The organism is Moraxella bovoculi 237, from assembly GCF_000696305.2.
Lineage (GTDB): Bacteria > Pseudomonadota > Gammaproteobacteria > Pseudomonadales > Moraxellaceae > Moraxella > Moraxella bovoculi.
Window position 1 is genome coordinate 367,319 of the sequence record NZ_AOMT01000005.1, and the last position, 25,739, is coordinate 393,057.

At 43.9% G+C, this 25,739-nt stretch carries 20 protein-coding genes, 1 other RNA gene and 2 pseudogenes; 7 read left to right on the plus strand and 16 right to left on the minus strand.

All coding sequences use genetic code 11. From position 1 onward, the window contains the following. Positions 1-78 precede the first annotated feature (78 nt). The 6 genes from ffs to MBO_RS02110 all read right to left on the minus strand — a co-directional run bounded on the left by ffs (position 79) and on the right by MBO_RS02110 (position 4,463). Positions 79-175: signal recognition particle sRNA small type (ffs, locus tag MBO_RS02085), an RNA gene on the minus strand. A 63-nt stretch (positions 176-238) separates the two neighbouring features. Next, a complete protein-coding gene (locus MBO_RS02090; protein WP_036362745.1) occupies positions 239-742 on the minus strand; it encodes a phosphoglycerate mutase family protein in 504 nt (167 codons plus the stop codon). Beyond that, the gene (locus MBO_RS02095; protein WP_036362749.1) at positions 739-2,064 is read right to left on the minus strand and encodes an NAD(P)H-dependent glycerol-3-phosphate dehydrogenase; all 1,326 of its coding nucleotides are present in this window, start codon (positions 2,062-2,064) and stop codon (positions 739-741) included. Before MBO_RS02095 ends, MBO_RS02090 begins: the two co-directional genes overlap by 4 nt. 49 nt (positions 2,065-2,113) lie before the next feature. Next, complete coding sequence (locus MBO_RS02100; RefSeq protein WP_036363194.1) at positions 2,114-2,692, minus strand: nitroreductase family protein; 579 nt, start codon at positions 2,690-2,692, stop codon at positions 2,114-2,116. Positions 2,693-2,703: 11 nt separating this feature from the next. After that, entirely contained in the window at positions 2,704-3,807 is a 1,104-nt protein-coding gene (gene zapE / locus MBO_RS02105) for a cell division protein ZapE (RefSeq protein ID WP_036362754.1), read from the minus strand. Positions 3,808-3,815: 8 nt separating this feature from the next. After that, positions 3,816-4,463 (minus strand): alpha/beta hydrolase, encoded by a 648-nt coding sequence (locus MBO_RS02110; RefSeq protein ID WP_036362761.1) that lies wholly within the window; start codon positions 4,461-4,463, stop codon positions 3,816-3,818. 214 nt (positions 4,464-4,677) lie between these two features. On the opposite strand from MBO_RS02110, the gene MBO_RS02115 reads away from it, so the two are divergent. Beyond that, a complete protein-coding gene (locus tag MBO_RS02115; protein WP_036362765.1) occupies positions 4,678-5,031 on the plus strand; it encodes a hypothetical protein in 354 nt (117 codons plus the stop codon). Between the two features lie 165 nt (positions 5,032-5,196). Here MBO_RS02115 and MBO_RS02120 read toward each other — a convergent pair whose 3' ends face one another. Together MBO_RS02120 and MBO_RS02125 are read right to left on the minus strand one after the other, a co-directional pair. After that, complete coding sequence (locus MBO_RS02120; RefSeq protein ID WP_197971976.1) at positions 5,197-5,508, minus strand: winged helix-turn-helix transcriptional regulator; 312 nt, start codon at positions 5,506-5,508, stop codon at positions 5,197-5,199. A 699-nt stretch (positions 5,509-6,207) separates the two neighbouring features. After that, complete coding sequence (locus tag MBO_RS02125) at positions 6,208-6,522, minus strand: DUF4238 domain-containing protein (protein WP_036362772.1); 315 nt, start codon at positions 6,520-6,522, stop codon at positions 6,208-6,210. 298 nt (positions 6,523-6,820) lie between these two features. Here MBO_RS02125 and MBO_RS09915 point away from each other — a divergent pair, with 298 nt between their 5' ends. From MBO_RS09915 to MBO_RS02145, 4 genes and pseudogenes are all read left to right on the plus strand, one after another. Continuing rightward, positions 6,821-7,063, plus strand: coding sequence for a hypothetical protein (locus tag MBO_RS09915; protein ID WP_197971972.1), 243 nt, complete (start codon positions 6,821-6,823; stop codon positions 7,061-7,063). 489 nt (positions 7,064-7,552) lie between these two features. Then, a complete protein-coding gene (locus MBO_RS02135) occupies positions 7,553-9,547 on the plus strand; it encodes a BCCT family transporter (protein ID WP_036362777.1) in 1,995 nt (664 codons plus the stop codon). 458 nt (positions 9,548-10,005) lie between these two features. Beyond that, positions 10,006-10,296 (plus strand): annotated as a pseudogene (locus MBO_RS02140) (nuclear transport factor 2 family protein); the annotation flags it as partial. 165 nt (positions 10,297-10,461) lie between these two features. Next, on the plus strand, positions 10,462-11,244 hold the full coding sequence (locus tag MBO_RS02145; protein WP_036362780.1) for a hypothetical protein: 783 nt from the start codon (positions 10,462-10,464) through the stop codon (positions 11,242-11,244). 52 nt (positions 11,245-11,296) lie between these two features. Here MBO_RS02145 and MBO_RS02150 read toward each other — a convergent pair whose 3' ends face one another. From MBO_RS02150 to MBO_RS02175, 6 genes are all read right to left on the minus strand, one after another. Continuing rightward, on the minus strand, positions 11,297-13,057 hold the full coding sequence (locus MBO_RS02150; protein WP_080702144.1) for an amino acid ABC transporter ATP-binding/permease protein: 1,761 nt from the start codon (positions 13,055-13,057) through the stop codon (positions 11,297-11,299). Next, positions 13,054-14,883, minus strand: a complete 1,830-nt coding sequence (cydD, locus tag MBO_RS02155) for a thiol reductant ABC exporter subunit CydD (RefSeq protein ID WP_080702145.1) — start codon at positions 14,881-14,883, stop codon at positions 13,054-13,056. Before cydD ends, MBO_RS02150 begins: the two co-directional genes overlap by 4 nt. A gap of 104 nt (positions 14,884-14,987) precedes the next feature. Next, positions 14,988-15,203, minus strand: a complete 216-nt coding sequence (locus MBO_RS02160; RefSeq protein ID WP_052585237.1) for a hypothetical protein — start codon at positions 15,201-15,203, stop codon at positions 14,988-14,990. Positions 15,204-15,205: 2 nt separating this feature from the next. Further along, a complete protein-coding gene (locus MBO_RS02165) occupies positions 15,206-15,736 on the minus strand; it encodes a PP2C family protein-serine/threonine phosphatase (RefSeq protein WP_052585238.1) in 531 nt (176 codons plus the stop codon). Positions 15,737-15,790: 54 nt separating this feature from the next. Then, positions 15,791-17,866 carry a DUF262 domain-containing protein gene (locus tag MBO_RS02170; protein WP_036362782.1) on the minus strand — a complete coding sequence of 692 codons (2,076 nt, stop codon included), beginning with the start codon at positions 17,864-17,866 and terminating at the stop codon, positions 15,791-15,793. 11 nt (positions 17,867-17,877) lie between these two features. Next, positions 17,878-19,212, minus strand: a complete 1,335-nt coding sequence (locus MBO_RS02175; protein WP_052585239.1) for a DUF262 domain-containing protein — start codon at positions 19,210-19,212, stop codon at positions 17,878-17,880. Between the two features lie 538 nt (positions 19,213-19,750). Between MBO_RS02175 and MBO_RS02180 the strand changes: the two are divergent. Next, positions 19,751-20,047: pseudogene (locus MBO_RS02180) on the plus strand (transposase); the annotation flags it as partial. Positions 20,048-20,108: 61 nt separating this feature from the next. Here the strand turns inward: MBO_RS02180 and betA are convergent. Both betA and betB read right to left on the minus strand, forming a co-directional pair. After that, a complete protein-coding gene (gene betA / locus MBO_RS02185; protein ID WP_036362787.1) occupies positions 20,109-21,821 on the minus strand; it encodes a choline dehydrogenase in 1,713 nt (570 codons plus the stop codon). A gap of 38 nt (positions 21,822-21,859) precedes the next feature. Then, positions 21,860-23,377: a betaine-aldehyde dehydrogenase gene (betB, locus tag MBO_RS02190; RefSeq protein ID WP_036362790.1), complete on the minus strand. Its 1,518-nt coding sequence runs from the start codon at positions 23,375-23,377 to the stop codon at positions 21,860-21,862. Between the two features lie 319 nt (positions 23,378-23,696). Here betB and betT point away from each other — a divergent pair, with 319 nt between their 5' ends. After that, positions 23,697-25,724: a choline BCCT transporter BetT gene (gene betT, locus MBO_RS02195; RefSeq protein WP_036362794.1), complete on the plus strand. Its 2,028-nt coding sequence runs from the start codon at positions 23,697-23,699 to the stop codon at positions 25,722-25,724. Positions 25,725-25,739 lie beyond the last annotated feature (15 nt).

The window sequence follows — 25,739 nt, forward strand, 5'->3', positions numbered from 1 at the left end:
ATTACATCAAAAATGATAGCATTCATTAAAATAATTAATAAAATCATATACTTATATGAAATTTAGGCAAAAAAATGACTTCATCAGCACATCTTCGGCACACTTTGTATCTACTACCGTTGCTACCTTCCGGTCCTGGCGGGGTTCATAGTACAAAGTTGCGAAGTTACCGATGAAGCCAAGCCCATATTATACTTAAAAAATCATAATTTGCAAGTATATTTTTACGTTGCGCTGATCAAGGCTGTGTTGGGATGAATTGGGCAATCTGCTTAGCAAGTTCGGGGGCTATAACTTCGGTGCCAAACACACGGCATTCAGCCAGCTCAAAGCCACTAGGCGATAAACCATCTAAAATCGCTGCCATGCGTGCAACGATCGGCATATGACAAACGATGATTACCGTAAGCTCATCGGTCTCCATGCCAAACTTATGACGGATGGCGCAGTCAATATCATCAAGTCCGATGTTTGGATCATCATCCGGCGTGATGCTGCTGATGGTGATAAAGGCAGGATTCTGTTCTGCATCCACCAATGACTCAAGGATAATCGCTGCGGTCTGATTAGCGCGGTTATATGGACTGGCAATGATCGCATTAACGGGCGATTCTTTGCTGTAATTTACCAAAAAATCTGCCGTCTCATGAGCTTGCTGCTTGCCAAAATCTGTCAAATCGCGACCAGCATCATCAGCACAATATGGCCCTGCTTGACCATGCCTTACAAAGATTAGCTTCATGTTGGCTCTCCATCATTGTCATTATCAACCTTAGCGGACTTGGCGTCTTTACTTGCCTTTAGCACTTCATCGAATTCTTCACTAAGGCGCGCGTTACTCTCATCGTGCGGCATGACGAATTCAACATCACTTCTAAATCCAGCCTCCATGAGATTTAAAGCGATACCAAGCGGTGCTTTATCTTCATATAGCACAGCATGCAGCGCATGAGTGATGGGCATGTAGATGCCCAGATCTTTGGCGCGCTCATTGACTTGAAGGATGGTATTTACCCCTTCGGCTGTCTGTCCTAGTTTTTTGATGGCGTTATCAAGGCTGATGCCCTTGCCAAGCATGTTGCCAATGCGATAGTTGCGACTAAGCACGGAATTACAAGTGGCGTACAAATCCCCGACACCTGATAAACCCAAGAAGGTCAAAGGATTGGCACCTACCGCCGCACCAAACCGACTCATCTCCGCCAAGGCGCGCGTCAGTAGCATCGCCTTAGTGTTATCCCCTACATCATAAGCGGCTGCCATGCCCATGGCGATGGCATAGATGTTCTTTAAGGCGCCACCAAGCTCCACCCCTTTGACATCATCAGAGGCAAATACTCTAAAAAATGCACTGTGTAACGCTTCTTGCACTGCCATACGAAGCGCTTCAGAATCACTGGCGATCACGGTGGCAGATGGCATGTTATCCATGATCTCAAGTGCAAGGTTGGGTCCGCTCACCACACCAAAATCCACCTGTGGCAGTACATCAGTGATAATGTCACTCATCATGGCGAAGGTGTATTTCTCCATGCCTTTAGTCAGTGAGATGACTGCCTGATGCGTGATGTATGGCTTGATCTGATGTAGCATCTCTCTAAACGCCGAGCTTGGCACAGCCACAAAGATGATGTCTTTGCCCTCGACCGCTGATTTTAGGTCATGGCTGAATTTAAGATTCTCATCGAGCTTATGATTAGGCAGGTATTTTTTGTTAATGCGAGTTTTTTTCATCGCTTTGACAGTGGCTTTATCGCGCACCCAAAGGGTTGCATCACAGCCATTACGCGCTGCCATGTTTGACATGGCCGTACCAAAGCTGCCACCGCCCAAGAACACCAATCTTAGCGGCGCGCCATCTTGAGTGTTTGATTCATCAATGCCAAGCTTAGAAGGGTTCATTTTTTTCTTTTTTAAGCCTGCAAATTCAGCGATGTTCGAGATGATGGGCGCGTTCTCTATGCCGGAATCTTTGATGGCATGCACCGCTTCATCAATACTACTGCTTGCAGCATCGACAATTTTTTTTACTTTTGAATTGTTAACCGCTTTGGGTAATTTCATGGCAAGCCCTTTGATGGTTGTTATGATCCATTAATATGATAAACGTGAATTAATCGCGAAAGCTCACAAAGTCATTGATGTCAATGCTCTCACGCACAGGCATCTGTACATCGCTTGAGCCAACATAAACAAACCCACAAATCGTGTCTTTATCCGCCACATTAAAATGCGCTTTTACTAATGGTTCATTACAAAGTGGCCCTGTACGCCACACCGTGTGATAGCCCAATGATTCTAGTGCAAGCAGTAGGTTCTGAATGGCGGCACCTGCACTCAATAACTGCTCAAATGGTGGGACTTTTTTGTGTTCTTTGATGTCAGTCGCCACCGTGATAATCATTGGCGCGCGCATTGGCATGTTTAGTAGCTTTTGGCGTGCGGTGTCATCAAGGGCATCAGCTGGCGCGTTTACTTCTTCTGCTTGTAATAACACTCTGCCAAACTCAATCAAAGCCTGTCCAGTAAGCACGGTAAATTTCCAAGGCTTTAGCTGCTTATGATCAGGCGCAGCAAAAGCAGCTTGCAATGCGGCAGCAAGCTCGTCATCGTTTGGTACGGGTAGAACAAGCTTACCGATGCTGCGACGCTGATGTATGGTAGTTAATACAGTGTTGTTCTGGTTATCCATGGCAATCCTCATCATCCTTCTACTCGATGCTCTTCAGCAAGATAATCCTCAGACTGCATCTCAAGCAGGCGAGAACGCGTACGCTCAATCTCAAAGGCAAGCTTCTCACCTTGATACAGCTCCAATATCGACTGTTCGGCACGCACCAGCAGCTTCACACGGCGATCATAGAACTCATCGACCAAGTAAATAAAGCGGCGCACAGGATCCATCAAAGTATCGTTCAATGCAGGCACGTTATCGACCATCACTGTATCAAAATCATTGGCAATCTCAATAAAATCTGCCGCTGAACGTGGTTGCATACATAGGGCGCGAAAATCAGTAAGCAGCATGGTCTCTGTACGTTTGATGATGGCAATCTCACGACCTGCGATGGTGATTGGCGCATCTGTCACCGTCTGCCCTGCCGCCAAAGTATCAAACCGCTCTGACAGCCAGCCTTTGGTATCGTCTGACAGAGGATGAGTGTATAGCTTGGCTTGTTTTAATAAACGTAAGCGGTAATCAATACCAATATCAATGTTCATCACGGCGGTGTTTTTTTCGACCTGCTCGATGGCTGGCAAGAATCGATTACGATGAATGCCGTTCTTATACAGGCCTGCCGGCTCAATGTTCGATGTCGCAACTAGGGTAATGCCACGCCCGAACAGCATGGTAAATAGATCACCCAAGATCATCGCATCAGACACATTCGATACAAAAAACTCATCAAAACAAATAACGATCGCCTCTTCGTGGATGATGTCGGCAACTTTTTGAAGCGGATCAGATTGACCTTGAAGCTTGACCAGCTCGGACTGTACACGCTGCATAAAGTGGTGAAAATGCATGCGCATCTTACGCTTGATGGGCAGGCTCTCATAGAACATGTCCATCATCCACGTTTTGCCACGACCAACCCCGCCCCACATGTAGAGACCTTTTGGTGGTGTTGGTTTTGATTTGAACAGACTGGCAAAAAATCCTTGCTTGTTATTCTCATCTGCACGCACAATTTCGTGATGCAGATTGTCAAGATAAGTCATCGCCTGTAGCTGTACCTGATCTTCACTAAAATTCCCTGTTGCAAGTGCCGCGCGATAACGCTCTAACGGAGTCTGAATTGTCATAATTATCCTTAAATCTTGGTATGTGCCGCTAAGGCATTCTTTAGATCAGTAAGCTTACCATGAAAAAGATGCCCAACGTCTGGCATCACAGTGCTATCAAATCCTCGTTCGTTGGCAAATTGCTGCAGCAGACTAGGCGCAACCAACCCATCCTTATCGCCATAGATGACAAAAGTATTATTGGCTTCGATGGACAACTGACTGGCATCGTTACGAACGATGGAAGGTGCGATCAACGCTAGATTATCAAGCTTAACATCATCAAATACTGATGATTTATGAATCAGATCCGCCATGCGACATGCCACAAAGCCACCAAAGCTAAACCCGCCCATCCACAATCGTCTGGCCCCAGTCTTCGTCAATGCCCAAGCCAACACCGTCTGCGCATCGACAAACTCGCCATCGCCATACTCTGAAACGCCAGTCGAGCGCCCCACCCCACGATAGTTAAAACGCACCACATCCATGCCCGCATCACGGCAGAACCTGTACATGGTACTTACCACTTTATTATTCATCGTACCGCCATCTAATGGGTTGGGATGACAAATAAGCGCAAGCATGTCAGAAGGCTGTCTGTCCCCATCCTGCCAAATCGCATCGACTTCGAGTACGCCATGGGGTGCATTTATAAGCGTGATTTCGTTTTTCATGATAAAAATTTACTTAAATTTTGCATTATAACACAATTTTTTGATAAATGAGTTGTGTAGATTCTATGCATTTTTTGATAAATACCGCAATGATTGCTAAGGCTGGGTAATCTTATTCACAAATTTATTACAAGGTCTGCCATGAATATTAAGTATAATCGAGCCAATCTCATGGTATTTGAGATTACTCCATGATTACCCATAAGGAAAACCCATGAAAAAATTAGCTCTTATCGGATCAGCAGCTGTATTATTAAGTGCTTGTGCCAGCACCCAAAGCACATCGCCGGTCATCGCCCGTGGAGACGCGACTTTCGAGACGACAGGACTTGGCAAAACCAAACTCATTGCCCAAGAAAACGCCCTAAACGCCGCCAAAAAGCAATGTGGCATGCGCACCCCTGTTATCGTTAAAGACAGCACCACCTATAATGGCGTCATGGATGAGCGCACGGGCCGTGTCATCGAACAAGGCATCAACGTGGTTGGTGCGATTTTTGGTACTGCGACACCTAGGCTTAGCCGCGATGATGATTATGAGTACAACATCAGCTTTAAATGCCAATGAGCCCAAACCAATCTAAGCCAACTATAAAACAGCGTGATTAAACTCTAATGCAAATCACCGCACAAAAAAACGCAAGCTTTTATCTTGCGTTTTTTAATTTAGTCGAGATGCATTGCGATCAAAGATTCTGTATTTGCGTAATCCAACAAATTGATGACTTATTTATCATGCTGTCTTTGGTGAGTCTTGACTTGCCAAAATATCACTTAAATTGACTTCAAGCCACTCCACCAAGTCCGCCACTTTGTCGCTTGCTTGTTTACCCCAGTCGGTCAAGGTATATTCCACATGGGGCGGAACGGTGTCAAAGGGCTTGCGAATGAGCATACCGTCTGATTCTAGCTGTTTTAGGGTCTTGGACAGCGTACGCTCGGACACACCTTCTGTCTCACGGCGTATCTCGCTAAATCGTTTGGTGCCTGATTGCAATACAACCAGCACCAAAATTCCCCAACGGCTCGTTAGGTGGTTTAAAATCGCACGGCTTGGGCAATCTTTGGCAAGAACTTTGCCTCAGTCGTCATCGTGGTGTTGCATGGTTTTACCTTTTATTAAATTAAACATTCTGGTTTGAAAGCTTAAAAATCTTGTTTTTTATCATTTTTCAACCCCTCCAAAAATATTGCACAATTGTCTTTTTGGCTTTCGTGCATATATATTTCTGAAATGTTTTTATGACAAAAGTGACGACAATTGAAGAATAATATAATATTAGACTCTTCTTTATCATCCAGATTTGTAATAATTTTTCTGCTTTGAGTAATTATATAGGATTTACATGGACTGACATTAAAAATAATCGTTATAAAACTTTAAGGTTTGCCAAAATAAACTGGAATATTTGATATTATTAGTGCGGGTTCGTTAAATTTATACTCTTTAATAAAAATTTCCCTTTCTTTATATTTTTTAATAATCTAATTTGACCAAGATTTCTGATTTTGTAAGCTAATTTTATATAAAAAAGCAAATAGATTCTTATGTTTTTTATTTTTTCTAAATCCTCTTCGCAAAATCCAATCTCTTTGATGGCAAGTCCAACCATAGTAACTAAACTGCTTAAATATCCTTGTTCAAATTCAAAAAAATCATCCTTATCAATATCATCTTCTAATTGATTAAAAATTTCATTCTTTAAAAATAATTCATCTTGATATGATTTTAGTTTCTTAATTTCTATTGGGTTTTTAAATGCAATAATAAAATAAACTGTATAATTTTTATTTTTTCATTTCTTGTAAGGCTTTCAAGTGGATAATCTCTCGCTTTATTAATTAAAGGACTAAACTGGCTATCAATAAAAGGTGTGATGAATACACTTTCAATTTCGCTATCAAATTTATATAAGTTATTTTGATTTGCTAAATTTTTTGGGACAACTAAATCAAATCTATCGCCTTGCTTGCGAAAGCAACAAATTCTACCTTCTTGATTTTGCCAATTTCTTAAATGAAATTGTGGTATAAAATGATGTTTGACAGGATTTGACATAAAAATTTTCCAAGATTAAGGGTTTGGTAAAATTCCAAATCAATGGTCTAATGAAAGCTTACTAAAAATAAGTACATACCGTTTAAAACTACCTTGTCATACACAACTTACCAAATTTTTGCACTCCTTTCCCATACTCACAAATAAGTAAGTACTACCCATAAACAATCATTTACCCTATAGTGCACGGTTTTACATTGACTTGGAAAATCATGTCATCGCCCAAAAATTCAGAGTTGTTTTTACTGTTATTACTTGGTGTTTTATCCGACTTTGATTCTTTTTGGTGGATTTGTATTTGCCAAGCCTACCACAACTTGCCGACTTTTTTGCCACGTCCACGTCCATGACACAATTAACACTCACCACTGCCATGCTTGGGTTGGCTGTCGGTCAGCTGTTTTTGATAGGGCTGGTGTTGCCTGCCATATCGTCATTTGCAATGAATAGCGAAAGGCAAAATGCAGGGTCGGCGTCGGCCTTGCTTGGCTTTGCTCCGTTTTTCTTGGGGGGGCGGTGGTGTCGCCCTTGGTGGGCATGATATTTTTGTGGCAACTGCGGTAGTGATGAGTGTGTGCGGTGCTGGCATTGGGCGTGTATTGGGGGATAAAAGATAGGATTGGGAGTTTGTAAAAGTAAAAGCCGTTTGAATGTTCAAGCGGTTTTTCTTTTGGTTTATAAACGCACAACACATTAGAAACAATCCAAAAAACCAAAACCATCCATTCATGATATCACTTAAATTAGCATAAAATTTGGCTGTGCCATCACCTAATAACAGGCTAAGTTTGCCACCAAAATTGGTGGTGTCATGCCCTGTAAAATCCGCAACAATCCAACGCGAATTTTATTTTTTGGGTCAAATATGTTACAATCGCCTAAATATTAACGATTTTATTTACAGATGCGCATTGTGTGGCAATGCTAATTTTGCAGGATTCGTTATTTTTGGTGTCATAAAATATGGATATTAACCTTGGCTTATTCATATTTTATCGCACTGCCATTCATTAGAATTAAAGGAGTGTCTATGAGTACGCCCGTACCCAAAAAACACAAACATGGTTTAAATCCCGCGGTGTTCTTGACATCAGCGGGATTAATTGCATTCATCAGCCTATTCGCAATCTTGATGCCAGATTTGGCGGATGCGACATTTAAGGCGGTGCAGTCCGCCATCGTTGATAATGCCAGTTGGTACTATGTGCTGACAGTGGCGTTGATATTGCTGTTTAGTGTCTATTTGGGATTATCTCGATTGGGTAATATCAAGCTAGGTCCCGACCACTCACAACCAGACTACAGCAATCTATCATGGTTCGCCATGCTGTTCTCAGCTGGTATGGGTATTGGTCTGATGTTCTTTGGTGTGGCAGAACCCGTCATGCACTTCTTGACGCCGCCACATGGTGATGGTAGTACGATCAGTGCGGCACGTCAGGCCATGCGTTTGACCTTTTTCCATTGGGGATTACATGCATGGGCGGTATATGCTGTTGTTGCTTTGATTTTGGCGTTTTTTGCTTATCGTCATAACCTACCACTTACTCTGCGCTCGGCACTGTATCCGCTGATCGGAGATAAGATCTACGGCCCCATCGGTCATACAGTTGATGTGTTTGCGGTGGTGGGGACGCTATTTGGTCTGGCGACGTCACTTGGTTATGGTGCATTGCAGGTCAATACAGGACTTAATCATCTATTCTCATTCATCCCCGTGGGGACGACAAGTCAAGTAGTGCTGATCGCCAGTATCTGTGCGTTGGCATCCATCTCTGTGATGTCAGGACTGGATAAGGGTGTAAAGTTGCTCTCTGAGCTAAACCTGGGTCTGGCCGTGATACTCATGATATTCGTGCTATTGGCAGGCTCTACAGTGTTCCTATTGCAGGCCTATGTTCAGAACGTCGGTTCGTACATCTCGAGCATTGTCAGCATGACCTTTAATCTATACGCCTATGACAAGACTGATTGGTTCGGTGGTTGGACCATCTTATACTGGGGCTGGTGGTTAAGCTGGGCGCCATTCGTTGGTCTGTTTATCGCTCGTGTGTCTCGTGGTCGTACCATTCGAGAGTTTATACTTGGTGTGCTATTCGTTCCAGCTGGCTTTACCTTCCTGTGGATGACGGTGTTTGGCAACTCTGCCATTGACATGATTGTAAACCAAGGCAATACCATGCTTGGCGAAGTCATCAATCAAGACGTATCTTTATCACTATTTGCTTTCTTAGAACAGCTGCCCATGTCAGGCATATTTAGCTATGTGGCGCTGCTGATGATTGTCGTATTCTTCATCACATCTGCTGATTCGGGTGCGCTTGTTATGGACATGCTGTGCTCACATGGCAAAGGCAGTAAAGGCTTACGTTATCGTCTTTTTTGGTCGATTGGTGCAGGCGTGGTGGCCATTGCGCTACTATTAGCAGGTGGACTGGGCGCATTGCAGACCATGGCGATCGCCAGTGGATTGCCCTTCGTTACCGTGCTGATGATTGCGATGTATGGACTGCTAAAGGCGCTAAACGTGGACGCCCAAAAGCAAGAAATTCTACAACAAAATCTAAGCGTTCCCCTACCTGCCCAAGGTAGTGGCGTGTGGCGCGAGCGACTGCATGTAATCATGAATTTCCCAAGCCGTCAGGCGGTGAGTCAATTCATCGATACCACAGTCAAAAAAGCCTGCGAAGATGTCGCAGCAGAGCTTCGTGAGCTGGGCGTGGATGCGCGTGTTCTTAACGAAAAACGTGGCAGCGTCGTGCTAATGACCAACCACGGCGATGAGATTGATTTCGTCTATAAGGTTCGTGTATCGAGCCATGCACAGCCTGGATTCGTCAATAGCGATAATGATGAAGACTCAGCCGAAGATGCCAATGACAATCAGACCTACTACCGTGCCGAAGTACATCTAGGCGAAGGCGGTCAGGACTATGACATCATGGGCTGGAGCACCGAAGGGGTCATTAATGACATCGTCAGCCAATATCATCGCCACATGCACTTTTTGCATAGTTTGCGTTGATGGGCTAAAAACCGTTTGAGCAATCAAGCGGTTTTTCTATTTTAAAATCAAGGGGTTGTAAATCTATTAAATCGTAAGGTGCGTACCACACACGACTTACTAAGCTGATTTTATCGGTGCATATGACGCACCCAATATTAGCTTTATTTAAAAAAGTTAAAAATCGATAACCTAAAAACTTTTTTAAAATTATTTTCATACTTACAAAACTGTAAGTACTTACATAAAATAAATTTACTCCCTATAATACGCTCATCAACACAAACCAACCCAATCGGAGTTAATTTATGAAAACCATTTCGTTATCAACCGTACTAGCAATCACCGTTTTGACAGGTTGCCAAGTTGCTCACGGCACTTAGCCAAACACAATCACCAAATCCATTCCAGGCAAGGTTGTTTAGACCCAAACCGAACAGAGTAAAGCCTAGCGCGATAAAGCCAACGCCCTTGCCTTTTATGAAATGGCGTTCAATCAGCACAAAGTCGCCGAAGCCACAGCTAAATATGCAGGCAAAACCTACCTGCAACACAACCCAACGGTGGCGGATGGCGGTCAGGCATTTGTGGACGCATTTGAGCCATTTTTAAAAGAACACCCACAGTCAAAAGCAACCGTTCATCGTGTGGTTGCCGAAGGTGATTTGGTGGTGTTGCACGTGCATGGCCAGCTTGATGATAATGACATTGGTGAATCAGTGGTGGATATTTTCCGTTTTGATGACAACAGCAAAATCGTGGAGCATTGAGACACCATTCAAGCCGTGCCGGAGACAACCGTGAATCGTGATACACCAATCATGGATGATAATCTATGTTAATATTTAACAACACAACACTTAATTGCCCAAAAAAATTTTGCGAAAGCGTGGCGAAATTTGTTACAATGGATGAAATTTTAACTTATTATTGACATGACAACGTATTCACACAACGAAGAGCCACAGGATAAGCCCCAAGGATTATTAGAGAATTTCGCCCAAATTAGCGGATTGGACAGTGATCGACTGGCAGAAGATCTGTTCGTGACTTGGCAGCAGACGCTTGTCAGCATCAAGCGCAGCTATGCCGCTGCAACGAGCAATTTGATTGATGAGATTGAGGTGCCCGTCATACAGTCGCAGATTAATGATGCGCTCTATACTTATGTCGTTAAGAAAGTCGACATGGTTCACGATCTGAAGCTTGAGATTCATGAGGGCTGGCTACGTTTGTCAACGACGGTGAATGTTAAGGGGATTTTCGCCAGTGTGGCGAGTAACTTTGAATTGGTGCATCTACAGCTTGATCGCCACACTCAGCGTGTCGTATTACGACAGATCAGCGATACAGACGTGTTGGAGCTGCACAGCAAATCATGGTGGCAAGCGCCTTTGGCAAAATTTGCGGTCAATACCTATCGCACGCTACTTAAAAAAGACCCCCTGCCTTTTATCTTGAATAAGATCAAAATCAAAGGCGTTCCTTTCACCGAGCATAAAGGCAACGTGATTTATCTTGAGATTGGGCGCTGGCTAAAAAACAGCGAGCAAATCATGAACATCATCAAAAAAGTGCAAATCAATCAAGGCATTCTAGCCAAAGAACAGCTTATCTTACGTGCTAAGCCTAATTTTGGTGAGATTCTAAGCTTGGGCGATCAGAATAGCCCTATCATCACTGAAAAAGACAACCCAAATAAGCCATCCAAAAAATAAACCCAATAAAAATAAAAAATCCCCGATTTGGGGATTTTTAGATTTTTGATTATTAGCCGACACGCAGTATGTCAGCATTCATCCCATCCCATAGCTGATGAGTGGCGATGGCAAGTACGCCTATGTCGCCTTGTTGTTGCATGTCAGTTAGACTCTGCCACACTCTTAGGCGAGTGGCAGAGTCTAGCCCTGCAAAAGGCTCATCAAGCAATAAGATGCTTTTTGGCGACAGCAGTAGGCGAGCCAACGCCACGCGGCGACCTTGACCGCCTGATATTGCCATGCCGTACTCACCCAGTGGGGTATCTAGCCCCTTAGGCTGAGATTTTGCCCAGTCAGACAGCCCTACTTTATCCAGTACCGCCCACAACTCATCATCATTCGCCGCAGGCTTACCAAGACGTAAATTATCCGCCAGACTCTGATCAAAGATATCCACACCCTGCCCTAAGAATCCCAGCGAGCGACCAAAGTCCACACTCTGATAATCAACGCCATTAATCTGTATCCGCCCACCGACTAACGGTATCTCACCTGCTAGCGTAGCCAGCAAGGTGGACTTACCAGCCCCCGATGCTCCAATGATGAGAGTGGGCGCATGATGGCTTAGCGTGGCATTGATGCCTGTCGCCACCATGACCGCTGTCGGCATTTTCACCGAGACATCAGTTAGTGTGAGGGTGAGACTACCGGTTAATGTCTGCTTAGGCTCATTGGCATTGACCATCATCAACTCGTTAATGCGCTCTTTGGCATTGACGCTTCTGCCGTATGCCAATGGCTCAGCAACCAGTGCAGAGATGATTTCCATGAGTCCGAACACCCCCAGAGTTAAGGCAAGGATGATGGCAGGATTTAGATCGGCATAGCTGTTTAACGTCTCTACACGAAATGAAACAATCGCATTCTGCTCAAAATACTGCCCTGCCACTGCCAATAACGCCACCACAGCTAAGGCGATGATCAGCTGAATGAGTGCTTGGGTGCGTCTTTTTAGGCGCAGCACATTAGCGGTATGCGTTGAATGCTTGGCATCAAGGGCGTTCATCTGCGTTATCGCATCACTCCATCTGCCCCATGTCAGTAGCGAGGTCAGTGCTGGTAGGGTGTTTAGTAGGGTATTTTTACGTTCGACAATAAGCTTATTCTCTGTCTTGGCAAGTGTAATGCCGCGGCGCAAGGTCATGATAGCAATCACCAACGATAATGCCATACATACCACCGTCATGACAGCCGAAGGTAAGCTTATTAGCACCAACAGCGACAACACGATGACAGCCACGCTTGCCACGATGAGCGGCGACACCACGCGCAACGGGAATTCATCCAAGACATCAATGTCTCTGACCAGACGCTGCATCGTCTCGCCACTGCTGCGCGTCATCGCATTATTGTTCATGCGTGCTGACAAAGGCAATCTCGCCCAATGCGAAAAAAATCGAACCCGAAGATCCTTTAACAGTCCAAATACCGCATGATGCGACACCATCAGATCGCCATAACGGGCAAAGGTTCGCACGATGGCAAAGCCACGAATGATGGCAGATGGCATTAGGTAGTTAAAGGCATGACTGCCTAGAGCAATAATCCCCGCCACACTTGCCATGGTGATAAACCACCCTGCCAGCATGACCAGCCCTAGCACCGAAAGCACGGTCGCAATGCCCAATACCCACGCGATGAACCACAGCACCTTTTGACTGGCGAACAGTTCAATCAGACGAAATGACTGCTTACTGACGTAGGTCTGATTGGAGTGACCAGCTTGTTTATCCAAAAGTCCTTGCACGTCTTGTCTGCCTTGTCCATTCATGCTGCACCGCCTTGCTGTTCACCAAGCTCATAAACTTTTTCAAAATTATCAGCAGCCACCTGCGCCTTGTCATGCGTTACCCAGATTACGGTCTTACCGGAACTTAATCTGGCCAATAACGCCCAAATCATCGACGCTGTCTTAGGATCTAAATGCTCAGTCGGCTCGTCAAGCAGCCAGACTTTAGCATCTTGGAGCAGTAGCTGAGCAATCGCCAATCGGTGACCTTGACCACCTGATAGTCCGCCGCCACGCTCAGCAAGCATAGTGTTTATGCCATTTGGCAACTGATTGACAATATCCCACAGGGCGACATCTTTAAGAACTTGGACGAGCTCATCATCGCTGGCAGATGGCTTGGCAAGGCGTAAATTATCCGCGATCGACATCGGTAGCAGCGGCACGGTCTGAGACAGATAGCCGATATCCGCGCGTAGTCTTGATACATCAAGATCAGCATAACGCATCAATTTACCATCAGCATGGACGATAACATCGCCCTCAAAGTCACCAAAGCCAAGCAAAATATGTAGCAGTGTTGACTTACCCGCGCCGCTCTCGCCCATCACCGCGGTACGTTCACCCGCACCAAATGTCAAGCTCGTGGGCGAGAGACGGACACGTCCATCATCGCCAAATGCCGTAATGTTCTTAAGTTCAAAGGCAGGCGGGCTCTTTAACGTCATGGCAATGTCACCCAAAGCCTTGGTCTTAAAATTAAGCATTGGGGCGATCGATTTGGCAGATGCCGTTGCTTGCCCTTTAACGTGATATTCCGCCCCCAGACGACGAAGTGGCGCATAGAACTCAGGCACGAGTAGTAGGATAAATAATGCCGTGCTATAAGTTGTCAGTAGCTGCCCTTTCGCCCATGGTAAAATCCCCATCAAGCCAAAGCCAAGATACACCGCCACCAGTGCTATCGACAACGCTGATAAGAACTCTAACACCGCACTATTTAAAAACGCGATCTTAAGCACATCCATCGTACGCTTGCGGTAATCTTCTGAGCTATTGGCGATGTCTGATACGGCAATGTCCACCGCTCCGAGTCGTGACAAGGTATTCACCCCACGAATCCAGTCTAAAAATCGCCCGCCAAGCTGCGCCAAGGCATCCATCTGCTCACGGCTCTTGCGAGTGGTGGCGATGCCAATAATCACCATAAAAATCGGTACAAGCGGCGCTGTCACCAACAAAATCACCGCCGCCATGGGGCTATAGAAAGCCACGCACCCCGCCAAAATCAAAGGGGTGGTCACGGCAGTCATTTTTTGAACATTAAACCGAGCATAGCCAATCAGATGATCAGGCTCATCAATTACCTTTGTCGATAGCGCACCATCTGCGCCAAAATAACGTCTCGCCTGCCCAAGCTCACCTAATTTACCCAGCAGCTTGGCACGTACTGAGCTTGCTACTTTTAGACCTGCATCACTTAATAGATAATCTTTGGCATAACCGATGCCAATACGCCCTGCCATACACCCAAACAATAAAGCCAAATTCAACCACAAACCACTACCCGTCATCCGATCAGACAATGGCACGCCTTGCACAAAGCTCGTCAGCCACCCATCAAAGAGCCACACGAGCACACACGCCTGTCCCACCAACACAACCACACTAGCAATGTCAAGCAAATACGCCATCATCATGGCTTTTTTGACCGGTTTAAAAGTCGCCTTCAAGAACGCATTCGCCATGATGTCTTCTTGGGAGCGTCTGGGTTTTTTGCGCTTTGGTTTTGAGGATTGTGGCGGTATTGATTGCCCTGCGTTGGGCGGCGCCGTGGGCGATCCGGTCGGAATGATTGGCTCGGTCATGGTATTATTATTGTTAAAATTTAGCGTTACATTATCGCTAAATTCAATGATAATTTCAAGGTAAAAACAACCCTCTGCAAGTCATACCATCAAGACCATCACACTCATGCCATGCATCGCACCACAACCAGACTGACGTTATCAAGTTGTGCCTTTGCTCCAGATTGTTTTAGCTGTTTGATGCTGTCATTTAGCCATTCTTTTAGTGGCAGATCCTTTGTTATTAGCAAAAAATTACCTTTTAACACATCACAAAAGCCATCACTAGATAAGAGCAAACACTCGCCCGCCTCTAGCTTGATCTTTTGCTGACTAGCCATCGTTACTGCTGACTCATCACCCAATTCATCAACACAAAATATCCTGTCAGCGCTCCATAACAGCTGGCATGATCACCGTCCTCTGCCAAATCCTGTGCTTTTAGTTCATTAATAAAGCTATGATCCTTGGTCAGGCAATGCCAACCATTACGATATAAATACGCCCGACTGTCGCCCAAATGCTTAATCATCACGCTGTCATTATCAGTGTAGGCACACACCAGCGTACTGCTACTGCCATCAAAGCCCGCCTTATCCGCCAACGTGTCATTTAGCCGATGTTGCAAACCATTAAAATCCACCGCCCCTTGCTCATCATACATAGTCTGCACAAGTTGAAGCAGCGTGCGTGATGTGATGTCTGACTTGGGGCTGACTGCCACGCCATCTGCCACCGCCACACAAAAATCATCGCATTCGCTAAGCGCTGAGATAACGCCCTTATGCTGATAAATCTTGGTATTGACAAGGACAGCGTCCTGTTGATATGGCATACCGCCACGCCAAGTTAGAGCTTGGATCTGGTAAGTCATGTTCTCTCCCAATAGCCCAAAAATGGGCTATTTTATAAGACGATAAATTATTATCTATGTAGAAATTTTCTCATTTAAAAGCTGAATCATTTTTTCACCGTGTTCTTGGATGGTGTTTTTATCCCACGCCTTATAGGTAAACATCAGCAATTGCTTGATGCTGACAGACTGATGACGAGCAACATTGTCTTTATAGCCTGACTTTTTTTCATCGGGCATTCTGTTGTTTAATGATGAATTTTGGCTATGATTGATTAAGCACAGATTGCCAAAATTATTAAGAATTTTTCCATTCTCATCATCATTGTCTGATAATTTTTCACCATTGATTGGATTTTGCGGATAATAATGCTCCACCGAATTTCTGGAAGTGAATTTAAATTCTTTTAAGAATTTTGATAAATCTACGCCTGTTTTAAAATTTTCATCATTTCGCCAACACCATCTGCCTTGCTTACGCCACAAAATATAATCCAAACGATTAAATATAAAGTTCTCCACAGCCGTGCCTGTATTTAGGAAAGCACATCTTTTATCATCATGACTTAAATTTAAAACCAAAACTTCTTGATTGTAAATAATATCAAAATATTCTTTTGAAAAATCATTCTGATAAAAGCGATTAAAATAAAATTTATCACACAACTGTTCCAAAAACTTAATATACTCATTGGCAGGCAGCTCAAATGCACAGCCATCCACCTCGTGTTTTTCCAGTTTTTTTCGACTTTCATCATTTAGCCATTTTAAATAGGCAAATAGCCAATATTTATAGTTTCTGGCTGGAAATGAGTAATGAAACATGGTTTGTAGCATAATAATTTTAGCGTTTTCTTCCGCAAAAGTATTTCTAAAATCATTTTTTTTATCTTTTTTGAGCCATTGATAAGTATAGATACACCAATCATCCTTGCTTTCATGCCCATCGTGTTTAATCACATAACGGTCAAATAATAAACGAATGTTTAGCAAATGTACGGTAAATTTTCTGATTTCATTTTGATTGTCATATAAACCTGATTTTTCAAACTGCGTATTTAGATTGCCTGCGTCTAAGCGATGTATATCAGCGTTAATGCAATTTTTATCTTTTAAGAATAAATACAAAACTTGCACTAATAAGTTAGGAAAATCAATAATAGAAGTAAAACGCTCCCCATCACCTTTTTGATTGTCATCACTACTAAAAATTATTTTCTTTTTTTGTAAAATATTCTCTAAAGTAGGCATATTTTCAGTTGAAACCGTACCACTTGATTCTATACTCTCTTGATTCTCTTGCGATTTATCATGGGTTTTTTTAGAATAAACCGTTTTATATTTATCTCGCAACTTGTTAAACTTATCCAATTGATAAAATGAAAAATATTCTCCTTCATCGGATTTTTTGCCACTTTCATCTATTTTATCATTGGGGAAAAATAAAGCGTCTCGCAATTTAGGCTCAAAAGACGACACCGCATAACGACTCATGTCCGAACAAGAATTCCAAATGGCAGAGAAAATCGCTCTGTCGTTATCATCTTTTAATTCACTCATCAATTTCGCCTTGATGATTTCGTGCTGTTCTAATTGCTCGCCACGATTGTTCATGCGTTCAAAATATTGATTTAAATCAGCGTTGTTGGGCAGTTCTACTTGCATGATTTGAACATTTTTCCAAATAGTTTGCCAGTAATCATCTGCGTTTCCATCTTTTATATCAAATAGACTGTCTTTATTCTTAATCAGATAACTATAAACTTTGGCAATTTGACTATCGCTATTTAATTCGCTTTGTTGTTTGATGATATTAAGCTCATCGCTTGAATTTTGGCGATGTTCAAAAGACAGATTTGATTTAAAAGAATGATTAAGAACCGATAAAATCAAAAACAGCGTGGTCAATCTTTGTTGCCCGTCAATGACTTCAAAAGCATTATCTGCACGCTTTTTAACCGTTAAAGCCCCAAGATAATAATTGTTGCCATCATGATTTTTGATGTCGTTAATCAACTGATTGACTTCTTCTATGTCCCACGCATAATTACGCTGATAAATGGGAATGACATAGCGATTATCGCCATCAAAAAGTTTTTTGACGGATAAATATTCAATTGCATTGCTATCATTGTTAGATTGGTTGGTCATTGTATTCTCCATTAGTTGCTAGTAAACTCTTTTAAAAAGGGCATTAAATACCCATCGGCGCTTTTAAAATCGTGCTTAACTTTTGCTATTCTAAAATTTAATATCTCATCGGCTCTTTGGGTAAGGCAAATGGTATGATATAGGCTATTTAGTTCGGTTTCCTCATCATCTTTATAACCAAAATCTTTCATGGCATAATTTTCAATGGTGGCAAACGAAATCCTAGTTTGGCTCAATCTTAGACAGTATACCCATTGGGCAATTTTTCTAACCGCTTGTTCAAGTTTATAATCGCCAAATTTATCATAATATGCCATGACCATAATACGAAACAGCGTAAATAGATAAAAATCGCCTACTCGTCCAGTATTGGTTTGCAAAGTTTTAAATAAAGGTTTAGGTTCTGTCCTTTCATCATCTTTGGCTTGAATGGTCATGCAGATTTTTTCATTATTTACCTTGCCATTGTCGCCAAACAGCTCATCATACAGGCAGCGATAATAAAAGATGTATTCAAAAAATCCATCGCCATCAATAAAGGTCATCGCCATATCATTGTACTGTGCTTGACCAAATGCACGATTTGGATAGTTTTTTTGTTCATCTTTATTTAAGCCTTGAAAGGTATTGATGTTGTCTTTAATAAACTTTTCAGCGTGTTGAAACTTTTTCCAACGGCGATGACGATACAAAATATCATTCATAATCAATTTTAGCGATATTGGGTGCGTTACCGCATGCTCCCATTCTGCAACGGTTGTATTTATTTTTAGATTGGATTCCCCTTGCATATGCCTTAAATGATACGCCTTTAACAAATCATAAGCTTCCAAACTTTTGCCACGAGAGTTTTGCGAATCAAAATACTGAAAGGCTTCGTCAATGTCGGTTAAAATAACAGTTGCAAAGGTACATTTGCCAAGGATAAAGTTCTTAAAACCATCACCAAGCCCCAAATCTGCCACATAGCTTTCTAGGTATTCATAATTTTGCTTGATATGCTCAACACTTTGGCTATGGTTAAATTTATTGTTAATAGAATTAGGTTCGCCAAATGGATTTTTATTGCCATTTAATACATACAACAATAAAAACAAGCTGGTCAGTCGCTGTTGCCCGTCTACGATGTCATATTCATCTTTACCTGCATCTTTATGCAAAACAATCACGCCCAAACGGCATTCTTGGGTTTTATCCTTTATAAAATAGGAGTAAATATCATCAACAAGCTGTTTGATGTGCTTGGTTTGCCATTTATAGGGGCGTTGGTAATCGGGAATGGTCAGCTTACGGTCAAACATCTTATTGACGGTTTCGATTCCAACTTCTACATTTCTTTCGGTCATAATAACTCCCTGGGATTGTATGGTTTTGGGGTTTGGCTATGCGGTACTTACTCGATAATAGGTATTATTGCACATTACTACGATAACCCTATAAGGCTCTCCAGCCCCAAGTTTTTGCTGTTTTTTACTTATACATGCAGGACTTGACTACATCATCTCGCTCTAAAATTACACAAAAAACCGTTCGCCCTAAGCTATGCCTGTGGGTGAAGCGGTTTTTTGTTATGGGTAGGTATAGCTCACCACGGATGAAAAACCTTTGTTGTATTTTGAGCGGATTGACTATAAATATCTAGGTAAATGTATTTCTCAGACACGCTCCGTCTTGCAAAAAGTATCTTATTGAACAATGCCAATTATATTAAAGTTCAAATTTATTCTTGTCAAACAACAACTTTGCATAAAAAATAAGGGCAATCACTGAACCGCACCCCAAAGCTCGCCACTCACACTGACCTTTGGGGTACTTTCCATGGCAAAATACACAACCGACTTTAAACTGTCTGTAATAGCATACTATCTAAACTGTACCGGTACAGGTTGGCATTATCAAATGTTTCGTAATCAACAAACCTTAAAGAACCATGGCATTACCCAAAGTATGTCAAGAAAGGGTAATTGTCTTGATAATGCAGTGATAGAAAGGCTCGAAGGGACATTAAAAGAAGAGATCTTTTATGAGCAAAGCAAATTTACAAGCCTTAATGAACTTAAAAAATTAATTGATGAGTATATACACTACTACAATTATGATAGAATAAAGACCAAACTAAAAGGACTAAGTCCTGTCAGATACAGAAACTTAGTCCTTGGTCAAACCACTTATCTTTATTAACCTAACCTTTAATCTTGTGTCTAAGATTTGGGTCGGTTCATCACTCGCCCTTTATAAACCCCTAAAACATCATACTCGGGTCAAACGCTCGGACAGGCTCTTGTCTTAGCACATTGGGGTCGGCTTTGTAGTAACCTGCCGTTGATTTTGGCAATTTTTGCCCACGCATGACATCGGCGATTTTTTCCGCCATCATAATGGTAGTGGCATTTAGGTTGCCTGTGATGATAAGGGGCATGATAGACGCATCAACGACACGCAAGCCTTCTAAGCCATGCACACACCCTTGTCCGTCCACCACCGCCATATCGTCCATGCCCATTTTACAACTACAAGACGGATGATAAGCGGTCTCGGCATGATTACGCACAAATTCATCAAGCTCGGCATCGGTTTGGGCTTGACGGCTTGGGCTAATCTCACGCCCACGGTAGTCATCCAAAGCAGGCTGGTGCATAATTTCACGAGTGATACGGATGCCGTCTCTAAACTCTTGCCAGTCTTGCTCGTGCGACATATAATTAAACAAAATGCTAGGGTGGTCGTGGGGATTTAGCGATTTTAGGCGGATACGCCCACGAGACGGCGAACGCATGGAGCCAACGTGTGCTTGAAAACCATGCTCTTCTACGGCATTTGAGCCGTTGTAGTTAATGGCAACTGGCAAAAAGTGATACTGGATATTTGGCCATTCAAATTCAGGACGAGTTCGGATAAAGCCCCCTGCCTCAAACTGATTGCTTGCCCCAATGCCCGTTCCCAAGAACAGCCACTCTGCCCCAATGGCAGGTTGATTGTACCACTTTAGGGCAGGATACAGCGATACGGGTTTTTTGCATTCGTATTGTAGATACATCTCCAAATGGTCTTGCAAGTTCTCGCCCACCCCTGGTAAGTCATGCACAACAGGGATTTTAAATTCATCAAGCAAATTTTTTGCCCCAATGCCCGAACGCTGTAAAATCTGTGGAGATGCAATCGCCCCTGCCGAAAGTATCACTTCTCGCTTGGCATGGACGGTTGTGGGATTTGTGTCATTGCCTTGTAGATACTGCACGCCAATGGCACGCTTACCTGAAAATAGGATTTTGTCGGTTACGGCATGGGTTTTTATGGTGAGATTGGGGCGTGATTTTGCCATGTCTAGATAGCCCCGAGCCGTGCTAGAACGGCGTCCTTTTGGTGTAACCGTTCTGTCCATAGGTCCAAAACCTTCTTGCTGATAGCCGTTCAAATCATCAGTGCGTGGATAGCCTGCTTGCACGCCTGCTTCTACCATGGCATTAAACAGCACGTTACTACCAATTGCCGTGCCACGCTGTGAAGTTGTTACGCTCACAGGACCTGTGCCACCGTGATAGTCGTTTTCGCCCACATCACGGGTCTCGCTCTTTTTATAATAGGGCAAACAGTCAGCATAGCTCCAATCTTCTAGCCCGTCCATTTTTGCCCAATTGTCCAAATCCATGGCATTACCACGAATATAGCACATACCATTGATGAGCGATGAACCGCCAAGCCCCTTACCACGTCCGCACTCCATACGGCGGTTATTCATATAAGGCTCAGGGTCGGTCAGATACGCCCAATTGTAGCGTTTGCCTTGCAAGGGGTACGCCAGTGCCGCAGGCATTTGCGTACGAAAATCTAAGCGATAATCAGGACCACCTGCTTCCAAAAGTAGCACGCTCACATCGCTGTCTTCTGTCAGACGCGTGGCAAGGACATTACCTGCCGAACCTGCTCCGATGATGATATAGTCATATTCTGCCATGAGTATTTTCCTTGTGGTTTGATAAGTTTTGATTGATATTATTTAAAAATGGATTCAAATTTACCCATTTCCACCTGAATGGCTTTGACTTGGGTGTAATAATCCAGTGTCATCATCCCGTTTTCACGCCCAACACCTGATTGCTTATAGCCACCCACAGGCATTTTAGCGTCCGACTCGCCCCATGTATTGACCCAGCAAATGCCCGCTTGCAAGGCGTGGGTAATGCGATGAGCTTTATTTAAATCAGACGTAACCACGCCCCCTGCCAAGCCAAAAATCGTGTCATTGGCGCGCTCTATCGCTTCATCTTCATCATCATAAGTCAAAATACTCATGACGGGTCCAAAAATCTCATCAGTAACAATACTCATCTCATCGGTGCAATCAGTAAAGACGGTCGGTAGCACAAACGCCCCCTTGGACAGCGACTCGCCATGCTCGACAAAATCATCCGCCACCGCACGTCGTCCACCAAACAGCACCGTTGCCCCTGCTTTTTTGCCCTGCTCCATATAATCAAGCACTCGCTCCATGTGGGCAAAGCTCACCAAAGGCCCCATGTTGGTTGTCTCATCAGTTGGGTTGCCCAAGCGAACTTTGGGCAGGCGTGCCAAAATGGCTTGTTCAAAGGCGTGTTTTTTGACACTTGGCACAAAAACTCGTGTGCCATTGGTACACACTTGTCCTGTACTATAAAAGTTTGCCATCATCGCCACGTCCGCCGCCAGCTCAATGTCGGCATCATCACAAACAATCAAAGGCGACTTACCGCCAAGCTCCATGGTTACGTCTTTTAGTGATGATGCTCCTGCAAGGCTCATCACTTTTTTGCCTGTTGCCACCGAGCCTGTAAATGAGATTTTGGCAATGTCAGGGTGTTCGGTCAGATACACCCCCACATCACCACCACCTTGCACGACATTAAACACCCCATCAGGCACGCCAGCTTGGGTATAAATCTCGGCAAGTTTTAGGGCGGTCAAAGGCGTAACTTCACTCGGCTTAAAAATCATGGCATTACCAGATGCCAAGGCAGGGGCGGATTTCCATAGGGCGATTTGAATGGGATAATTCCACGCCCCAATCCCTGCCACCACGCCAAGCGGTTCTCTTTGAGTATAAAAAAAGCTTCCTTCTTTGCCCGTGCGAAGTGGCACTTGCACTCCTTCAACGGCGGTGGCAAGCCCTGCATAATACTCCAAGACGTCCGCCCCTGTAACAATATCCACATGAGCGGTCTCGCTGATTGCCTTGCCTGTGTCCGCCGTCTCAAAGCGTGCCAGCTCGTCGTTTTGTTCACGCAAAATTGCCACCGCTTTTAGCAGTATCCGAGAACGCTCCACCGCTGTCATGCTTGCCCAGATTTTTTGTCCTTCTTTGGCACTTTGTACCGCTTTATCCACGTCCGCTTTCGAAGCACTTTGCAGTTTGGCAAGCGTATCTGCTGTAGCAGGATTGACCGTCTCAAAAAACTCCCCGCTACTGGCGGATACATACTTTCCGCCGATGTATAGTGATGTTTGTTCTACGTTTGGTAGTGATGACAATGCCATAACAAGACTCCTATATTTTTAAAAATTTATCATCAAAACTTATAAATTTTATTCAAAGGTTGATGAAACCAAAGAGATAGGTTATGATAACAAAAAATTATCTATAACGCAAATAATTGATTTTTAATGACTTTCTTGTTTAATTTGTGTAAAATGATTGTATATTTGAATTGATTTTTGTAAACATTTTGTAAATTTATTAGGTTTTTTAAAAACCATTTAGGGTGTGTTAAACCTTGATAACATTCTCATAAAATAAGATGAAAACTTAGTACGCCCTAGCAATTTTATATCATTAACGAACTTGGAAGGTAACACTATGGAAGATACCAAATCCAAAGACGGTCACCTAAACCGAACGGTGTTTATCTGTTCGGCGGTGATTATCGTCTTTTTTAGCTTATATACCATGATGTTTAATGACAGCGCGTCCGCCATTTTGGACGGTGTGCTGGCGTGGGTAAGTACCACTTTTGGTTGGTATTACTTTTTTGCCGCATCGGTGTATATCATTTTTGTGCTGTTTATCGCCTGCTCTCGCTATGGCAACATCAAGCTAGGTCCCAAGCACTCCCAACCCAAGTACAGTCTTTTGACGTGGTCGTCCATGCTGTTTGCCGCAGGGATTGGCATCGACATCATGTTTTTTTCGGTGGCAGAGCCTATCATGCAGTACATGAATCCGCCTGTTGGGGACGGTCAGACCACACAGGCGGCTCGTGAAGCCTTGATGTGGACGATTTTTCACTACGGACTGACAGGTTGGTGTATGTATGCGTTGGTGGGCATTGCCCTTGGCTATTTTACCTACCGCTACAATCTACCCCTAACCATTCGCTCGGCATTGTACCCCATGATTGGCAAAAAGATTGATGGACCTGCCGGTCATGCTGTGGACGTGGCGGCGATTTTGGGGACGATTTTTGGTATTGCCACCACTTGCGGTATCGGGGTTGTGCAATTAAACTACGGTCTGCACGTTATTTTTGATTTGCCTGAAAACTTACTTTGGCAAATTGTGCTTATCGCCCTAGCGGTCGCCATTACTATTGTGTCGGCAACCACAGGGGCATCCAAGGGCATCAAAATCCTATCGGAGCTTAACATTTATTTTGCCTTGGGACTTACCCTGTTTGTGCTGTTTTTGGGCAATACCGAATTTTTGCTAAACGCCATTGTCATGAACGTGGGCGACTATCTTAGCCGTTTTCCAACTTTGACACTAGACACCTTTGCCTACAACCAAACGCCCGAACAAAAACAATGGATTCAAGACTGGACGCTGTTCTTTTGGGCGTGGTGGATTGCGTGGTCACCTTTTGTGGGACTGTTTTTGGCTCAAATCTCAAAGGGTCGTACCATTCGTGAATTTGTCATCGGCACCTTGTCCATTCCCTTTGTGTTTACGCTTGCTTGGCTTTCAGTCATGGGCAACAGTGCCTTAAATGAAGTCTTGGGAGGTAACCTTGCCTTTGCCGAAAAGATCATCGCACGCCCTGAGATTGGTTTTTATGAGCTGTTATCCACTTATCCGTGGTTCTCGGTAACGGCAATCATCGCCTTTGTCTCAGGACTTTTGTTTTATGTAACATCGGCAGACTCTGGGGCGATCGTGCTTAGTAATTTTAGCTTCAAAAGCCAAAAAAACACCGACACGCCCCCCATTTGGATACGCCTGTTTTGGGCGGTGGCAATCGGCATGCTGACCGCTGCCATGCTGATGACGGACGGCATCACCGCCCTACAAAAGGCGACTATTGTCATGGGCTTGCCATTTAGCTTTGTCATGTTTTTTGTCATGGTAGGGCTGTTTAAGTCGTTACGCCTTGAAGATTTTAGAGAAGAGATTACCAAAATCAATGCCGTGCCTGTGGCAGGGGGCGTAGACGTGAGCGACTGGCAAAATCGTCTGCACCGCATTACCGCCTATCCTGACACCCCAGAGACAAAAGCGATGATGACAAATGTCTGCCTGCCTGCCCTAACTGACGTGGCGGACGCTCTACGCCAAAAGGGACTGTCGGTGCGGGTGGAATCGGTTGCCTTGGGCGATGAGCCAAGCCTTGTGCAACATATGCTGACGGTGGATTATAAGGACGAGTATAACTTCGTGTATGGCATCGTCCCCGTTAAATACCCTGTGCCAGAGCGTCCAACGGTTGATGATGGGCAAGAGTTTTATTATCGCTTGGAGACGTATTTGTTTGAAGGTTTGCAAGGCAATGATTTGTCAGGCTTTAACAGCGAGCAGGTCATCAATGATGTGCTTGACAAATACGAGCGTCATCGAGCGTTTTTGCACTTAAATCGTGAAACCCCCGGCAGCCGCCCTGTGTTTCCTAAGTGATTTATCCCAAAATAA